16 protein-coding genes are annotated in these 14,825 nt (G+C 74.5%); 7 read left to right on the top strand and 9 right to left on the bottom strand.

The features are described 5' to 3' along the window. Positions 1-129: 129 nt before the first annotated feature. A complete protein-coding gene (locus ACZ6NC_RS09175) occupies positions 130-1,209 on the bottom strand; it encodes a hypothetical protein (RefSeq protein WP_465730555.1) in 1,080 nt (359 codons plus the stop codon). A 118-nt stretch (positions 1,210-1,327) separates the two neighbouring features. Between ACZ6NC_RS09175 and ACZ6NC_RS09180 the strand changes: the two genes are divergently transcribed. The 3 genes from ACZ6NC_RS09180 to ACZ6NC_RS09190 all read left to right on the top strand — a co-directional run bounded on the left by ACZ6NC_RS09180 (position 1,328) and on the right by ACZ6NC_RS09190 (position 4,095). Continuing rightward, a complete protein-coding gene (locus ACZ6NC_RS09180) occupies positions 1,328-2,368 on the top strand; it encodes an SPFH domain-containing protein (RefSeq protein WP_465730557.1) in 1,041 nt (346 codons plus the stop codon). After that, positions 2,365-3,264 carry an NAD(+)/NADH kinase gene (locus tag ACZ6NC_RS09185; protein ID WP_465730559.1) on the top strand — a complete coding sequence of 300 codons (900 nt, stop codon included), beginning with the start codon at positions 2,365-2,367 and terminating at the stop codon, positions 3,262-3,264. Before ACZ6NC_RS09180 ends, ACZ6NC_RS09185 begins: the two co-directional genes overlap by 4 nt. 183 nt (positions 3,265-3,447) lie before the next feature. Then, entirely contained in the window at positions 3,448-4,095 is a 648-nt protein-coding gene (locus tag ACZ6NC_RS09190) for an HAD family acid phosphatase (RefSeq protein ID WP_465730645.1), read from the top strand. 195 nt (positions 4,096-4,290) lie between these two features. Here the strand turns inward: ACZ6NC_RS09190 and ACZ6NC_RS09195 are convergent, their stop codons facing one another. The 3 genes from ACZ6NC_RS09195 to map form a co-directional block, all read right to left on the bottom strand. Continuing rightward, positions 4,291-5,682 (bottom strand): DUF2254 domain-containing protein, encoded by a 1,392-nt coding sequence (locus ACZ6NC_RS09195; protein ID WP_465730561.1) that lies wholly within the window; start codon positions 5,680-5,682, stop codon positions 4,291-4,293. 183 nt (positions 5,683-5,865) lie between these two features. Further along, a complete protein-coding gene (locus tag ACZ6NC_RS09200; protein ID WP_465730563.1) occupies positions 5,866-6,291 on the bottom strand; it encodes an acyl-CoA thioesterase in 426 nt (141 codons plus the stop codon). 118 nt (positions 6,292-6,409) lie between these two features. Then, complete coding sequence (gene map, locus ACZ6NC_RS09205) at positions 6,410-7,177, bottom strand: type I methionyl aminopeptidase (protein ID WP_465730648.1); 768 nt, start codon at positions 7,175-7,177, stop codon at positions 6,410-6,412. 80 nt (positions 7,178-7,257) lie between these two features. Between map and ACZ6NC_RS09210 the strand changes: the two genes are divergently transcribed. Then, a complete protein-coding gene (locus ACZ6NC_RS09210; RefSeq protein WP_465730565.1) occupies positions 7,258-7,527 on the top strand; it encodes a helix-turn-helix domain-containing protein in 270 nt (89 codons plus the stop codon). A 66-nt stretch (positions 7,528-7,593) separates the two neighbouring features. Here ACZ6NC_RS09210 and sigJ read toward each other — a convergent pair whose 3' ends face one another. Further along, the gene (gene sigJ / locus ACZ6NC_RS09215) at positions 7,594-8,538 is read right to left on the bottom strand and encodes an RNA polymerase sigma factor SigJ (RefSeq protein ID WP_465730567.1); all 945 of its coding nucleotides are present in this window, start codon (positions 8,536-8,538) and stop codon (positions 7,594-7,596) included. A gap of 171 nt (positions 8,539-8,709) precedes the next feature. Between sigJ and ACZ6NC_RS09220 the strand changes: the two genes are divergently transcribed. Further along, positions 8,710-9,114 carry a hypothetical protein gene (locus ACZ6NC_RS09220; RefSeq protein WP_465730569.1) on the top strand — a complete coding sequence of 135 codons (405 nt, stop codon included), beginning with the start codon at positions 8,710-8,712 and terminating at the stop codon, positions 9,112-9,114. A 68-nt stretch (positions 9,115-9,182) separates the two neighbouring features. Here ACZ6NC_RS09220 and ACZ6NC_RS09225 read toward each other — a convergent pair whose 3' ends face one another. Continuing rightward, positions 9,183-9,944: a maleylpyruvate isomerase family mycothiol-dependent enzyme gene (locus tag ACZ6NC_RS09225; RefSeq protein WP_465730571.1), complete on the bottom strand. Its 762-nt coding sequence runs from the start codon at positions 9,942-9,944 to the stop codon at positions 9,183-9,185. A gap of 64 nt (positions 9,945-10,008) precedes the next feature. On the opposite strand from ACZ6NC_RS09225, the gene ACZ6NC_RS09230 reads away from it, so the two are divergent. Next, on the top strand, positions 10,009-10,995 hold the full coding sequence (locus tag ACZ6NC_RS09230; RefSeq protein WP_465730573.1) for a MerR family transcriptional regulator: 987 nt from the start codon (positions 10,009-10,011) through the stop codon (positions 10,993-10,995). Positions 10,996-11,106: 111 nt separating this feature from the next. Here ACZ6NC_RS09230 and ACZ6NC_RS09235 read toward each other — a convergent pair whose 3' ends face one another. The 3 genes from ACZ6NC_RS09235 to ACZ6NC_RS09245 all read right to left on the bottom strand — a co-directional run bounded on the left by ACZ6NC_RS09235 (position 11,107) and on the right by ACZ6NC_RS09245 (position 14,054). Next, positions 11,107-11,868 (bottom strand): SDR family NAD(P)-dependent oxidoreductase, encoded by a 762-nt coding sequence (locus ACZ6NC_RS09235; protein WP_465730575.1) that lies wholly within the window; start codon positions 11,866-11,868, stop codon positions 11,107-11,109. Further along, positions 11,865-13,232: an MFS transporter gene (locus ACZ6NC_RS09240; protein WP_465730577.1), complete on the bottom strand. Its 1,368-nt coding sequence runs from the start codon at positions 13,230-13,232 to the stop codon at positions 11,865-11,867. The genes ACZ6NC_RS09235 and ACZ6NC_RS09240 overlap by 4 nt, the downstream gene beginning before the upstream one ends. Before the next feature lie 231 nt (positions 13,233-13,463). Then, positions 13,464-14,054, bottom strand: a complete 591-nt coding sequence (locus tag ACZ6NC_RS09245) for a TetR/AcrR family transcriptional regulator (RefSeq protein WP_465730579.1) — start codon at positions 14,052-14,054, stop codon at positions 13,464-13,466. 167 nt (positions 14,055-14,221) lie between these two features. Here ACZ6NC_RS09245 and ACZ6NC_RS09250 point away from each other — a divergent pair, with 167 nt between their 5' ends. Continuing rightward, positions 14,222-14,707 (top strand): DoxX family protein, encoded by a 486-nt coding sequence (locus ACZ6NC_RS09250; protein WP_465730581.1) that lies wholly within the window; start codon positions 14,222-14,224, stop codon positions 14,705-14,707. The last annotated feature ends 118 nt before the right edge of the window (positions 14,708-14,825 follow it).

Consider the following 14,825-nt stretch of genomic DNA (forward strand, 5'->3'; position numbering starts at 1 on the left):
GTCACAAATCTGCGACAGATTCGCCTCATCCGGGCCGGTCGGACACGCCTCCGCCCCAACTCCGCGTACCGGACCGGGTCGTTCGCCCACGCCCGTTCCGGCGCGCCGGGCGGGTGCGGTGAACCCCCGTCAGTCCGTCCGGCGCTTCTTCCGCAACCCGAGCACCGCGCCCACCACGGCGAGCACGAACACCACGCCCAGGGCGCGGTCCGACGGACCCGCGGAGGAGTCGGACGAGGACGAAGTGGCCGAGGAGGCCCCCGAGGGCGAGGAGCCGGCGGCCTGGCCGGGGGCCGCCGCGGCGCCGCCCGACGGCGAGGGGGACGGCAGTGGCTTGACGGTGTCCGGGAGCTGGTCGTCGCCCAGCGGCTCCCGCCAGACCGGGCTGTCCTTGCCCTCGGTGCCGTAGAGCACCGCCCGGCCGTCCGCCGTGAACGTGACCGACTCGCCCTGGCGCTGCAACGGCGGGGAGAGAGCGCCGAGTTCTGCGGGCGCGCCGTCCTTCCAGCGGTACAGCTCGGCGGCCAGGTAGCCACGCAGGACGAGCCGGGTGCCGTCGGGCGAGAAGGCGCCGTCGGTGACCCAGGGGACGTCGCCGATCCGGCGGAAGGTGTTGATACCTGCGGTCGAGAGCTTCTCCGGCCCCTGATAGAGGCCGCCCCCGCCCTGCTTCTTGCTGGCGATGTACGCCCGGCCGGTGACCGGGTGGACCATCAGCGCCTCGGCGTCGCGCGGCCCGTCCTCGTAGCGGACCCGGTAGCGGACCACGTCCACCGACTGGTCGCGCAGTTCGGCGGGCTCGGCGAAGGAGTAGATCCACACCTCGGACCACTTGCCGCCGAGGTTGTCGCCGAGGTCGCCGACGTAGAGCCGCCCGTCGGGGCCGAGCGAGATGGCCTCGACGTCACGCGGCTCGATGCCGCGAAGGGTGACCGTGGCCACGGTGCGGCCCTGCGAGTCGACAGCGTAGACGTAGGGGCCGTCGTCGCTGTCGTTGTGCGTCCAGTAGACGCCGGGGTGGGCGAGGCTGGCGGCCAGGCCGCTGGACTCGGTGATGCGCGGGTCGCCGATGGTGAACGCCTGCCCGGCGCCGCCGGCCGCGAGGGCGGGCGGGGCGGCGGCGAGGGCGGTGACCGCGAGGGCCACCGTGAGGGCGGCCGAGACGCGCGCCGCCCCCCGATGCCGCTTCCGCCGTGTCTTCGTTCGCATCCTCAGCACCCGCCGATCCTCCCACGACGCGCGCGGCGTGGCCGGGACCCCTTTTCGTCATCTTGACGAGATTGCCGGCCACACAATATCGTCGCAGTGACGAAAAGGGGTCCCACTCATGGCCGACATCACCAAGCGCCTCGGACTGCGCCACCTGCGCGCCGTCCCCACCGCCCACATCCGCCACCTCGACCGGGGCAAGGTCGCCCACGACGGCGCCGGCCTCGCCTTCTGGTTCCGCCCGCTTACCGCCGCCCTCTCCGAAGTGCCGGTGGACGACCGCGAGCTGGCGATGCTCTTCCACGCCCGCACCTCGGACTTCCAGGACGTCACCGTGCAGGCCACGCTGACCTACCGGATCACCGAACCCGCCACCGCGGCCGCCCGCGTCGACTTCGGCATCGACCCCGACACCGGCGCCTGGCGCGCCGCCCCGCTCGACCAGATCGCCACCCTGCTCACCGAGACCGCCCAGCAGCACGCGCTCGGCCTGCTCGCCCGCACCCCGCTCGCCGCCGCGCTCGTCGACGGCGTCAGCACCGTCCGCGACCGGATGGCCGCCGGGCTCGCCGCCGAACCGCGGATCACCGAGACCGGGCTCGCCGTGATCGCCGTCCGCGTCGTCGCCCTGCGCCCCGAACCCGAGGTGGAGCGCGCCCTGCGCACCCCCGCCCGCGAGCTGGTCCAGCAGGAGGCCGACCGGGCCACCTTCGAACGGCGCGCCGTCGCCGTCGAGCACGAGCGCGGCATCGCCGAGAACGAGCTCGCCAACCAGATCGAACTGGCCAGGCGGGAGAAGCAGCTGATCACCCAGCAGGGCGCCAACGCGCGGCTCCAGGCCGAGGACGAGGCGGTCGCCGACAAGGTCCGCGCCGAGGCCGAGGCCGAACGGCGCACCCGGCTCGCCACCGCCGAAGCCGAAGCCGCCCGGGCCCTCTCCGGCGCGGAGGCCGACGCCGCCCGGGCGCTCGGCGACGCCAAGGCCGCCGCCGAGGCCGCCTGGCTCACCGCCCACCAGCAGGCCGACCCGGCCGTGCTGCGGGCGCTCGCCCTGATGCGGCTGGCCGAGCACCTGCCGCGGATCGACAGCGTCACCGTCACCCCGGACCTCCTCACCGGGCTGCTCACCAGGCTCGCCGGCCCGGCGGGTGAGCAGTGACGCTCGCCCCCCGGGCGGTCCTGGTGCACCGCCGCACCGAGTACGAGGAACTCCTCGCCCACCACGGCACGCCCGGGCAGGCCGCGTTCTTCCTCTCCTCGCGCGGCCGGTCCGTCGCGGAGGTCGAGCTGCGCCACCACCGGCAGGCCGAGGCGCTCGCCCGGGCCGCGGCCGCCGTCCCGCTGGACTGGCGGCGCACCCGGGTCGAACGGGCCGACCTGCCGCGGTTCCTGTTCGAGCCGGAGGACGTGGTGGTCGTGGTCGGCCAGGACGGGCTGGTCGCCAACGTCGCCAAGTACCTCGACGGCCAGCCGGTCATCGGCGTCGACGCCGACCCGGGCCGCAACCCCGGCGTCCTGGTCCGCCACCGCGCCGACGCCCTGCCCACCCTGCTCCCGGCCGCCACCGCCCGCAGCGGCGCGCGGCACCTGGAGGAGCGCACCATGGTCGAGGCGGTCGCCGACGACACCCAGCGGCTGCTGGCGCTCAACGAGGTGTACGTCGGGCAGCCCGGGCACCAGACGGCGCGGTACCGGCTGGCCACCGACGAGGAGTCACCGGAGCCGCAGGCCTCATCCGGGGTGCTGGTCGGCACCGGGACGGGCGCCACCGGCTGGTGCCGGTCCGCCTGGCTGGAGCGCGGCGGACCGCTCGCCCTGCCCGAGGCGGCCGCGCCCGCGCTCGCCTGGTTCGTCCGCGAGGCCTGGCCCTCCCCCGCGACGGGCACCAACCGGGTGCACGGGGTGCTGGACGCCGGCCGGCGGCTGGTGCTGACGGTCGAGTCGGACCGCCTGGTGGCCTTCGGCGACGGCATCGAGACGGACGCGCTGGAACTCACCTGGGGCCAGAGCATCCGGCTGGGCGTCGCGGCGACCCGGCTGCGGCTGCTGGGGTGACCCGCCGGGCTCCGCGCGGTACCCGAAGCGTTCACACGCCGGATGCACAAAGGATTGTTACCTGCCGGTAAGCCATAGGCCTGTTGCCCGTCCGGACGGTGTGCCAGATTTGCCATGGCCGCGTCGCGTTCGTCGCGTCGCGGGCTCCCCACACCATGACAGAAAGGCTCCCCGGTGGCAGGTATGAGACTGGTCGGCAGAGCAGCCGCCCCTGTTGTTCTGGCCGGCATACTCCTCGCGGGCCTGGCCGGCCCGGCTGCGGCCGCCCCCGCGCACCCGGCACCCGTCGTCGCGCAGACCGCGACCCCGGCCGCGGCCCCGGCCGCACTCTCCGCGGCGGGGGTGACCGAGAGCCAGTGGCTGGCCGACGTCCGCACGGCCCTCGCCCCGGCCCGCGGCTACGTCGAGCAGCGCACCTCCGGTGCCGGCGCGGCCGTCCGACCGGCGATCGTGTTCGACATCGACAACACGACGCTCCAGTCGCACTTCCACCCCTTCAGCCAGCCCGCGGTCGGCCCCTCGCTGGAGCTGGCGACCTACGCGCACTCGCGCGGTGTCGCGGTGATCTTCATCACCGCACGCCCGGACTTCATCGACTCGCTGACCCGCTGCGCCCTCCAGCGCGCCGGCTACCCGGTGGACGACCTGTACGGCCGCGACCTCGGAGACCTGTTCCAGCCGGTCCAGGACTTCAAGACCGCCCAGCGCACCGCGGTCGAGCAGCAGGGCTACACGGTCATCGCCAACGTCGGCAACAACACCACCGACCTGGTGGGCGGCCACGCCGAACGGACCTTCAAGCTCCCCGACTACGACGGCCTGCTCTCCTAGCGCACCGCGTCGCCGGCGCTCCGGCGCCCGGCCCGCCGACGGCGGTGCCCGGGTGCCGGGGCGTCCGGGCGGTCGGACCGCTGGACGCCGGGATGCCTGGGCGCCTCGACACCTGGGCGCCGGGATGCCTGGACACCTGAACACCTCGGCACCTGGACACCTGGACACCTGGATGCCGACGCGCCGGACCGGGCGTCAGGGCTGCCCGGTGCGGGTCGCGTACACGGCGAGGACGGCCAGGTAACGGCGGCGGACATCCTCGCGGTCGGCCGGCTCGGCCACCGACTCCGCGCTCAACCGGTCGATCATCGCGGCCTGGCGGAGCAACACCTGACGCTGCGCCTCGGTCGTGGTCTCCACCATGATCTCCGCCAGGGCGTCGAGCTGGCGGATCAGTACCGCGGGCATCCCGTGGGCGGTCTGACGGATCTTCTCGAACGCTCGCTCGACCAGCCGCTCGTAGCTCACCGGCGCGGAGATCACCCGGATGTACCCGGCGGCGTCCCGGTGGACCGGGTCCGGCTGCCAGCGGGACGCGATCCGGCACAGCCCCTCCCCGAGCCAGTCGATGCAGGTCAGGGTGGTGAAGGTGTCGTTCACGGCGGTGGACAGCGCCCGGATGGCGATCTCCACCAGCTGGTCCACCGCGAAGGCGATGTCCTGGGCGAGCGTCCTGGTCGGGCCGGTGATGTGGGCGCGGGCGAAGCTCCGGGTCACCTCGGGCGCCGCCTCCGCCGGCCAGACCGTGGCGAGCTGGTGCCCCTGCACCAGGAAGTGCCCCGGCCGGTGGTCCAGGCGGATGACGGCGTCGAGCCCGGTCGCCATCCGGACCAGCGTCCGGTGCCGGACGAACTGCAGGTAACCGCTGGCCGGCGCCGGCACGGCCGCCCCCGAGGCGTTCAGCCGGGCGTGCAGTTCGGCCGCCGGCGGCCCCCGCTCGACATCGCCGCCCGGGGCGGGCTCGCCCGCACCCGCCTCGATCGCCGCCGACAGCTCGGCCGCGATGTTCGCGATGACCCGGGGCAGCTGGATCGACGTGGCGATGTGGTGGATGAAGTAGATCAGCACCCCGAGGTCGGCCAGCACCAGGGCCATGCACACGGTGATCGACAGGTGCGGGACGAACTCGCCGTGCGAGGACGGTCCGATCACCACCAGCGCCAGCACCGCGAAGACGAACGTCCCGACGAAGGTGCCCAGGGTCAGCTGGGTGGTGCGGTCCCGGATGAAGGTCCGCAGCATCCGCGGCCCGAACTGGGTGGAGGCCAGCGTCAGGGTCACGATCATGATCGAGAACACCACGCCGACGACGGTGATCAGCGCCGCCGCGATGGCGGCGAGGATCTGCCGGGCCGCGTCGGCGGTGCCGCTGATGACCCAGGTCGGCAGGGTCAGCTCGCCCCGGTAGGCCGCCCGGTCCAGGGACCACGTGAGCAGGAAGAGCAGCCCGGCGAGCAGCACCTCCAGCATCGGCACCACCCAGAGGTTGGTCCGCAGCGCCTCCCGACGCCACTGCGCCTCCAGGTGGACCCCACCGATCACCTCGCCCGCCTCCAGTCCCCGCGCGCCGAACGCCTGCTCGTCCAAGCCTCGGCCGATCGGGCGGCAACCGCCCGCCGGGCCGCCCGCCCGGGTGGCACCGCGACCGGCAGGAGCGGCGAGCAGGAGCGCTGAGCAGGAGCGCTGAGCAGGAGCGGCGCGGCGGGAACGGTGCGGCGCGAGCGGTCAGGCGGCACGGGCCGGGCGGAGATCCTACGGTCGCTCGCGGGCTCAGAGTCCGAGCAGCCCCGGGTCCGACGCCAGCGCGAGCATCGGCTCGCGCGGGTCCGCGACCAGCCGCCGCTCGGTCAGGTCGAGGAAGCCGCCGACGCAGGTCACCTCCGCCGCGAGGACGCCGTCCGCCCGGGTGATGACCTGCACCAGTTCGAAGGTCTTGCCGGCCCCCCAGACGAAGCGGCAGCTCACGTCCACCTCGTCACCCGCGAGCAGCTCGCGCCGGAACTTGACCGTGGTCTCCAGCACCACCGGGCCGATCCCCTTGGCCAGCAGGTCGGCCTGCCGCACGCCCGCTGCCCGGAGGTGCTCCCACCGGGCGTGCTCGGCGTACTGGAGGTACACGGCCTGGTTGAGGTGGCCCTGCGTGTCGGTCTCGTAGCCGCGGACGGTGACCCGCACCGTGAAGTCCTGATCCGTCATGGCCTGCACGCTACTCCGGGCGCCCGGTCGACCGCGGGTAACGTCCGTCACGGTCGGCCCGCGGAACACCCGGTGCCGCACCCGACGATCGCGCCCGGCAGGAACCGTCAGCCCCGCGCTACGGCAGTGTGAGGATCCGGGGACCGTCCTCGGTGATCGCCACCGTGTGCTCGATGTGGGCGGCCCGGGTGCCGTCGGTGGTGCGCAGGGTCCAGCCGTCCGGGTCGGTCGCGTGGTCGTCCCGGCCGCCGGCGGCGAGCATCGGCTCGATGGCCAGCACCAGCCCCGGCCGCAGCGGGTAACCGCGGCCCGGGCGCCCCTCGTTGGGCACGTGCGGCTCCTCGTGCATCCGCCGGCCGATGCCGTGCCCACCGAACCCCTCCGGCAGCCCGTAGCCGGCCCCGCGCGCCACGCCGGCGATCGCGTGGGCGATGTCGCCGGTCCGGTTGCCGACCACGGCCGCGGCGATCCCCGCCTCCAGCGCGCGCCGGGTGGTGTCGATCAGCTGCTCGTCCTCCGGCCGCGGCATCCCGGCCGTGAAGCTGACGGCGGCGTCGCCCGCCCAGCCGTCCAGCACGGCCCCGCAGTCGATGCTCACCAGGTCGCCGTCCCGCAGCCGGTAGCCGTCCGGGATGCCGTGCACCACGGCGTCGTTGACGGAGGCGCAGATCACCGCCGGGAACGGCAGCGGCGCGAACGACGGCCGGTAGCCGAGGAACGGTGACGTCGCCCCGGCGGCGCGGAGCACCTCGCGGGCCACCTCGTCCAGCTCCAGCAGGCTCACCCCGACGCCCGCCGACTTCTCGACCGCCGCGAGTGCGTCCGCGACCACTCGCCCGGCCTCCCGCATCGCCGCGAGTGCCGCCTCCGACTTGAGCTCGACCATGCCGTTGATCCCCTCGATCCATTCAACCAATTCTTATACCGGTATACCTATCACGATCGCGGCGGTATTAGTATCGGCACATGGTGAGAACCCCGCTGACCCCCTGGGAGCGCGAACGCGGCGAGCGCTTCGGCGCCCTGCTGCGCGAGGCGCGTGGCACACGGAGCATGGTCGAGGTGGCGGCCGCGGCCGGCATCTCGTCCGAGACCCTCCGCAAGATCGAGACCGGCCGCGCCCCCACGCCCGCCTTCTTCACCGTCGCCGCCCTCGCCCACGCGCTCGGCCTCTCCCTCGACGACCTCGCCGCCGCCAGCGTCCTCCCGGACGAGGGCGAGGCGCTCTCGGCGTAGGCCCACGCCCCGGAGCACCTCCGTCCGCGCCGGCGCGGACCGCGCGATCGGCTTCCTGGGGCCGGGTCAGGCCTGTCCGCTGTCCGTCCAGGGGCGGAGCTTCTCCGGGTTGCGGACCGCCCAGATGCGAGCGACGCGGCCGCCGGTCAGGCTGAACGCCGCCACGGTCACGGTCACACCCGCGTGCTGGGCGACCAGGCCGGGCCGGCCGTTGACCGTCCGCTCCAGGAGCTTCAGCCCCGGGGCCTTCGCGGCGATGTGGATCAGGTACTCGGCAATGCGCTCGCTGCCCTCGACCGGGCGCAGGGCGGCGCCGACCAGGCCGCCGCCGTCGGCGACCATCGTGGCGTCAGGGTCGAGCAGGCCGACGAGGGCCTCGATGTCCCTGGCCTCCCACGCCTCCTTGAAATGCCGCACCAGACCGGCCTGCCCGGCCGTCGGACCCGCCGGAGCCTGCGCGGCGCGAATTCGCCGACGGGCCGAGGACGCCAGCTGCCGGCAGGCCGCGGGCGTCCGGCCGACGATCTCGGCGACCTCGGCGAAGGGGTACCGGAAGACGTCGTGCAGGATGAACGCCACGCGTTCGGCCGGCGTCATCGACTCCAGGACGACGAGGAAGGCCATGTTCACCGACTCGTCCAGGGTGACCCGGTCGGCGGGGTCGGTCGGCTCCGCCCTGCCGCCGCCCGCCTGTCCGCTGAACCACTCCGTGCGGTCGGGCAGCGGCTCGGGTATCCAAGCGCCGACGTAGCGCTCGCGCCGGACCCGCGCCGAGCCGAGCAGGTCCAGGCAGATGCGGCTGGCCACCGTCGTCAGCCAGGCGCCGGGCGACTCGATGGCCTCCTGCTGCTGCCGTGACATCGCGTACCAGCGGGCGTAGGTCTCCTGCACGGCGTCCTCGGCCTCGGCCAGCGAACCGAGCAGTCGGTAGGCGAGATTGATCAGATGGCGCCGCTCGTCGACGATCACGCTCAGGCCCGGCTCGGGCCGGGTCTCGGATGGGGTGTGCATGGCTGTGACCGCTCCCTGGTTCTTCTCGTCCGCGTCCGCTCTCGCCACCTCGACGAATCACCGCACCGGACTGCCCGGCCAGCGCTTCACCTCACATTTCGCGGGCCTGCGTCGTCGGACTGGCGAGACAGTACCGATCCACCGCCGCGAGGCAGAAGAGGGGACCGCATCATGGCCACACAGACGACGGCTGCACCGAGCAGGGTCACGTTCCTGCAGGTGGCGATCGCCCTGCAGACCTTGGCCATCTTCTTCCAGGCGGCCACCGCCGGACTGCTGCTGACCTCGTCCCAGGGCGAGACACTGCACAGCGCCGGAGCGCGCGTGATGTACGCCGCCTCGATGGTGTACGTGCTCGCCGCGATCCTGGCGTGGCGGCCCGGCGGCGGCCCCGCCCGCCCCATCCTGTACGCGTCCGGCTTCCTCGTCCTCGCCTCGGTGCAGGTGGTGCTGGGCATCGCACACAAGCCGGCGCTCCATGTCCCGCTGGGCGTCCTGATGTTCGGCCTGAGCGTGCTGGCCCTGGGTCAGGTGCTGTCCACCCGCCTGCCGGATCGCTCCGGCGCGCGGTCGTAGCCGCCCTGCTCCGGAGTACGGCCACGCTGCGACACCGTCCCGCCGGCGCCGGGCTTGTCAGACAAGCCCTACAGCGCCGTGCGGGCCAGCCAGTGGTCCAGCAGCGCGCGGTCGCCCGTCACCGCCACCCGGTCACCCTCCGGGGGGACGCGGCGGGAGAGGAGCAGCATGAGGTCCGCCACCGCCCCCGACACCACCACGTCGGCCGCGACCGGCCCGCGCTCCCACCGCGGGCCCCCGGGCGTCCTGGTGATCACCCAGCCCTCCATGGAGGTCGGCCGGAACCCGATCCGCTCGCCCCGGCCGCGCAGTTCGGCGACGGCCGGCCTGGCCGCCGCCAGGGCCGGCGTGGACAGCAGGTCCAGGTTCTCGCTGATCACGTCGGCCGCGAGGTCGTCGGCGATCCCGAACGCGGTGTCCGTCGCGGATGCCGCGTCGTAGTGGTGGACGCAGGTGTCGCTCAGCATCCTGCGCAGGCAGAAGGCCGCCGGCCGCGGCCCGACGACCGTGTGTGTCCGGGTGTCCGCGCCGGTCTCCCGGATGGCGCGGATCAGTTCCTCCGCGCCCTCGCGCAGCCACCGGGCCCACGCGTCCGGGGCGCCGGGATCGGCCTGCCGCGGGTCGGGGGCGGGCAGTTGCTCGCCCGTGCGCACGAGTGCGGCCGCCCACCGGTGTTCCTGGCCGACATGCCCGACGAGGGTCCGCAGCCGCCATTGCGGGCAGGTGGGCACCACGGTGTCCGGGTGCCGTCCGGCGACCACGCCGGCGAACCCGGCGGTCTGCTCCCGCAGGCCCTCCACGAGCCGTGCGGTGTCCAGGGTCGACGTCATCACGAAAGCTCCTTCCAGGGGGTGACGCCGGTACGGTAGAACCTCCAGTCCGGTGGAGGTTCAAGTGCCTTTGCTCGATGAGACGCTCGGAATCGGCGACCTGGCGCGGCTGACCGGCCTGCCGGTGCGGACCGTTCGCTTCTACTGCGACGAGGGCATCGTCGACTCGGTGCGCAGCACGGGCGGGCACCGCAGGTTCGACCGGGCTGCTGTGGAGCGGCTCGCCCTGGTCCGGCGGCTGCGCGGGCTCGGGCTCGGGCTGCCCGCCGTCCGGCAGGTGCTCGCCGGCGACCGCTCGGTGGCCGAGGTCGTCGCGGCCGAGCGGGCCGCGCTCGACGTGCGGCTCGCGGGCCTGGCCTGGCGGCGGGCCTCGCTGCGCGCGGTCGAGGAGGCCGGACCGGCCGACCGGGCCGCGAGGCTGGAGCTGCTGGCCGCCGTGCAGGACGGGGCCGCCGCCCGCGACGCGCTGGTCGACTTCTGGCGTCGCACGATGGCCGCCCCGGTCTCCGAGACGATGCTCGCCGCGTTCGTGACCACGGCCGTACCCGAGCCGCCCACCGACCCGACTCCGCCGCAGGTGGTCGCATTCGCCGAGCTGTTCGCCCTGGCCGGCGACCGGGAGCTGCGCCGCGGCCTGCTGGCCATGGCGCGGGCCAACGCCGAACTCGTCTCCGACGAGGCCGAGTTGTTGAACGGGATCGGCGAGGCGTGCGCGCTGGCCCGGCCCGTCGTACGGGCGGGCGAGCCGCCCCGGGTGGGCCCCGAACTCGACCGGTTCGTCGCGGCGCACGCCTCGGTGCGCGGCGGCAGCGACACCCCGCGGTTCAGAGGCCAGTTGCTGGCCCACGTGGCCGCCGACCGCGTCCCCCGGATGCGCCGCTACTGGCGGCTCGTGGCCGAGGCCGGCGGCGACCCGGCCACGCTCGGCGAGTCCCACCTGTGGCTGACCGACGCCCTCGAACGCTCGGTGCGGGCCGGTGGTACCGCCGAGGCGGGGAGTGCGGGGCCGACGGCGGCTCCGCACTCCCCGGACGAGGCGCCAGGCGGCTGACTCGAAGCGCGGGCCGGGGGCCCGCCGAGCGCACTGCGGCGGGGCGGGCGGGTCCGTCTCGGACGACGGCCGACCGCCCCAGCGGTCGGCCGTTCACCCGGGGGCGGCGGGTCAGGCCGTGACGCCGCCGTCGAGGACGAGGTCGGCGCCGACGGTGTAGGCGGCTTCGGGAGAGGCGAGGTGGAGGACGGCGGCGGCGATCTCCTCCGGGGTTCCGGCGCGGCCCACGGGGACCTGGGCCTTCATGCGGTCGGCCTTGTCGGTGGCGTTCTCGCCGGGGCGGGTGGACATGGTGGTCTCGACCGGGCCGGGGCTGACGGAGTTGATCCGGACGCCGTCGGCGATGTGGTCGCGGGCGGCGGCGCGGGTCAGGGTCGCGACGGCGGCCTTGGTGACGGCGTAGGTGCCGAGGCCGGCCAGGCGCATGTGGGTGCCGAGGTTGGACGAGATGTTGACGATGGCGCCGCCGCCGTTGTCGCGCATCCGGGCGATCTGGTGCTTCATGGCGAGCCAGGTGCCGGTCAGGTTGGTGTCGATCAGGCGCTGCCAGTCCTCCTCCTCCACGTCGGCGAGCGGGGCGGGGGTGCCGAGGATGCCGGCGTTGTTGACGGCGACGTCCAGGGTGCCGAAGTACTCGACGGTCTCCCGGACCAGGCGGGCGGCGTCGCCGCTCTTCGCGACGTCCCCGATGAGGGCGACGGCCTTGCCGCCCTCGGCCTCGATCAGGGCGACGGTCTCGGCGAGCGGGCTCTCCGTACGGCCGGCGACGGCGACGCGGGCTCCCTCGCGGGCGAAGGCGAGGGCGACCGCGCGGCCGATGCCGCTGCCGCCACCGGTGACCAGGACGGACTTGTCGGCGAAACGGGTGGTCATGATGAGTACTCCTCGGTGTGCGTGAGCTGACGCTCCGGACTGGTGGATCGGGTCAGGAGGGCGACCGCCGTGGCGGTCAGGGCGAGCCCCGCCGCGGCGGCCGCGAAGGCCGCGGCGTAGCCGCCGACCACGGTCGGGCGGGTGGCGGCGAGCGCCATCAGGGCGGCGACGCCGGTGGTGGGGCCGAGTTCCATGGCGGTGTTGAGGACACCCGCCGCGAGGCCGGTGCGCTCGGTCGGGACGCCGCCGGTGGCGAGCACCGCCGCGCCGGCGAAGGCCGGGCCGGCGCCGGCGGGCAACAGGAGCAGGCCGGGCAGCAGGCCGGTGGGGTACGGGGTGCCGGGGGCGAGGCCGGCCAGCAGGGCCAGTCCGGCGGCGGCCACGGCCAGGCCGCCGGCGGTGACGGCGGCGGCGCCGTACCGGGCGGTGAGCGGTGTGGCCAGCCGGCCGGCCAGGAGCAGCACCGCGGCGTACGGCAGGAAGGCGGCGGAGGTCGCCAACACGCCCCAGCCGCGTACCTGTTGGAGGTAGAGCGGGAGCAGAAGGAAGGCCAGGGCGGTGCCGGCGGCGGTCGCCATGACGGCGGTCACGGCGGTGGCCCGGCGGCGGTCGGCGAGGAAGCCGGGCGGCAGCAACGGGTCGGCGGTACGGCGTTCGGCGGCGGCGAAGGCGAGCAGCAGGGCCGCTCCGACGGCCAGCGGGCCGAGGACGAGGGGTGTGCGCCAGCCGTGTTCGCCGGCGGCGACGAGGCCGCAACTGGCGCCGCAGACACCGGTGGTGGCGAGGGCCGCGCCGCGCAGGTCGAGTGCGGACGAGGTGGTGCGGAGCGGCCCGGCGGGCGGGAGCAGCCGGCCGGAGAGGGCGAGCCCGGCGAGGGCGACGAGCACGGGCACGGCGAACAGCCAGCGCCAGGAGACCCAGGCGGTGACCGCCCCGGAGAGCAGGTTGCCGGCGGTGGCGCCGAGGACGGAGAGCCCGCCCCAGGTGGCCATCGCCCTTCCGTAGGAGTCGGGTTGGGGAAAGAGCGCCCGCACGACCGCGACCGCCGCCGGGGCGGCGAGGGCGGCGCCGATGCCCTGGGCGAAGCGCGCCGCGAGCAGGAGCGCGAAGGTGGGGGCGGCCGCGGAGGCGACCGAGGCCGCGGCGAGCAGCAGGAGGCCCGCGCGCAGCATCCGGCGGCCGCCGTGCCGGTCGGCGAGCCGGCCGCCGAGCAGGAGCAGGGAGCTGAAGGAGAGTCCGTAGGCGGCGCTGAGCAGCAGGACACCGGAGGGGCCGAGGCCGAACTCCCGGGCCACCAGGGGCAGGGGGACGGAGAGGATCATGATCGTGAAGATCAGCGTCGCCTGGACGGCGCCGAGCAGCACGAAAGCCGGCCGCGTGTTCCCCGGCCTCGCCGAGCCCGGCCCGACGAAGACCGGCCGAGCAAAGACCGACCGAGCGAAGACCGGCCGCGCAAAGACCGACCGGACGAAAGCCGACCGGGCAGCGCCCAGCCGTAAGGACAGCGGAATCATCGGAACCCCCTCACTATATTTACCGTTCGGTCCAGTATCAGGACCGGAGGAAACGGCGGCCGCAGGGCCGCCCAGGATGGCTCAGTCCAGCAGCTTGAGCGCCTGCTCAGCCGCGTCGTGCAGACGGGCCGCGCCGTCGCCGGCCTTCCCGATCACCCGGATACCCTGCAGCAGCACCAGCAGCATCCGCGCCAGCGCCCGCGGGTCGCGCCCCGCGGGCAGCTCCCCCTGCACCTCGGCGCGGACCAGGGCGGCGGTCAGCGCCGTCTCCAGGTGACCGAGGCTCGCCGCCACCCGGCGGGCCGCGCCCGGGTCGTGCGGGGCGAGTTCGACCGCCGTATTGGTGACGAAGCAGCCGCGCCGGAGCCCGCCGCCCCCGTCCTCGCCGGCCTCCCGCGCATAGCGTCGGACCAGCTCGCGGACGGCCGGCAGCACCGGGCCGGGCTGCGACAGCTCGGCGAGCAGAGCCGGATCACACTGCTCGCCGTAGCGCTCCAACGCACGCAGGTACAGCTCGCGCTTGCTGCCGAAGGTGGCGTAGATGCTGGCACGGGCGATCCCCAGCCCGTCGACCAGGTCGGCCATCGAGGTGGCCTCATAGCCGCGCTGCCAGAACAGCTCGAGAGCCGACTGGAGGGCTGCGTCGGGGTCAAATGCCTTGGTCCGCGCCATGACTGAACCCTAGTCATATCGAGACCGGTCGGTCAAGAAAGGATGAAGCTCCCGGATGTCACTTCGGGTACGGCCCATTTGACGGAGTGTTGTCAAACACAGTCAGTGAGGTTACCCTTACCGCCGCTTCTTGCTTCCCGTCCCCTCCCCACTGGAGACACACACCCATGCCGACAACCCTGCAACAGGCTCTCGACGCCGCCCGGCCCCTCGTTCTGACGGCCTTTCGGGTAGTCGTCGGACTGCTGTTCGCCTGCCACGGCGCCGCCTCGCTCTTCGGCGTGTTCGGCGGCGCCAAGGGCGGCGGCACCATCCCGGCCGGCCAGTGGCCCGGCTGGTGGGCCGCACTGATCCAGCTCGTCGGCGGCGCGCTCGTCCTGGCCGGCCTCGGCACCCGGATCGCGGCGCTGATCTGCTCCGGTTCGATGGCCTACGCGTACTTCACCGTCCACCAGGAGCACGCGCTGCTGCCGCTGCAGAACGGCGGCGAGCCCTCGGTGCTGTTCTGCTGGGCGTTCCTGGCGATCGCGGCGATCGGCTCCGGGCCGTTCGCGCTGGACCGGCTCTTCACCGGGCGGGCCTCCGCCCGGGACACCCACACCGGGCAGACCGACCGCGCCGGGCAGAGCTCGCAGCCGACCCCGGCCGGCTGACCGGCGAGGGGGGGGGGGGGGGGGGGGGGGGGGGGGGGGGGGGTCCCCCCCCCCCCCCCCCCCCCTGCGCGCTTCCTCCGCTACTTCTTCCGGGCCTCCGGGTGGCGGCTGCACCAGC

The sequence above is a fragment of the Kitasatospora sp. NPDC041988 genome, from assembly GCF_055588525.1.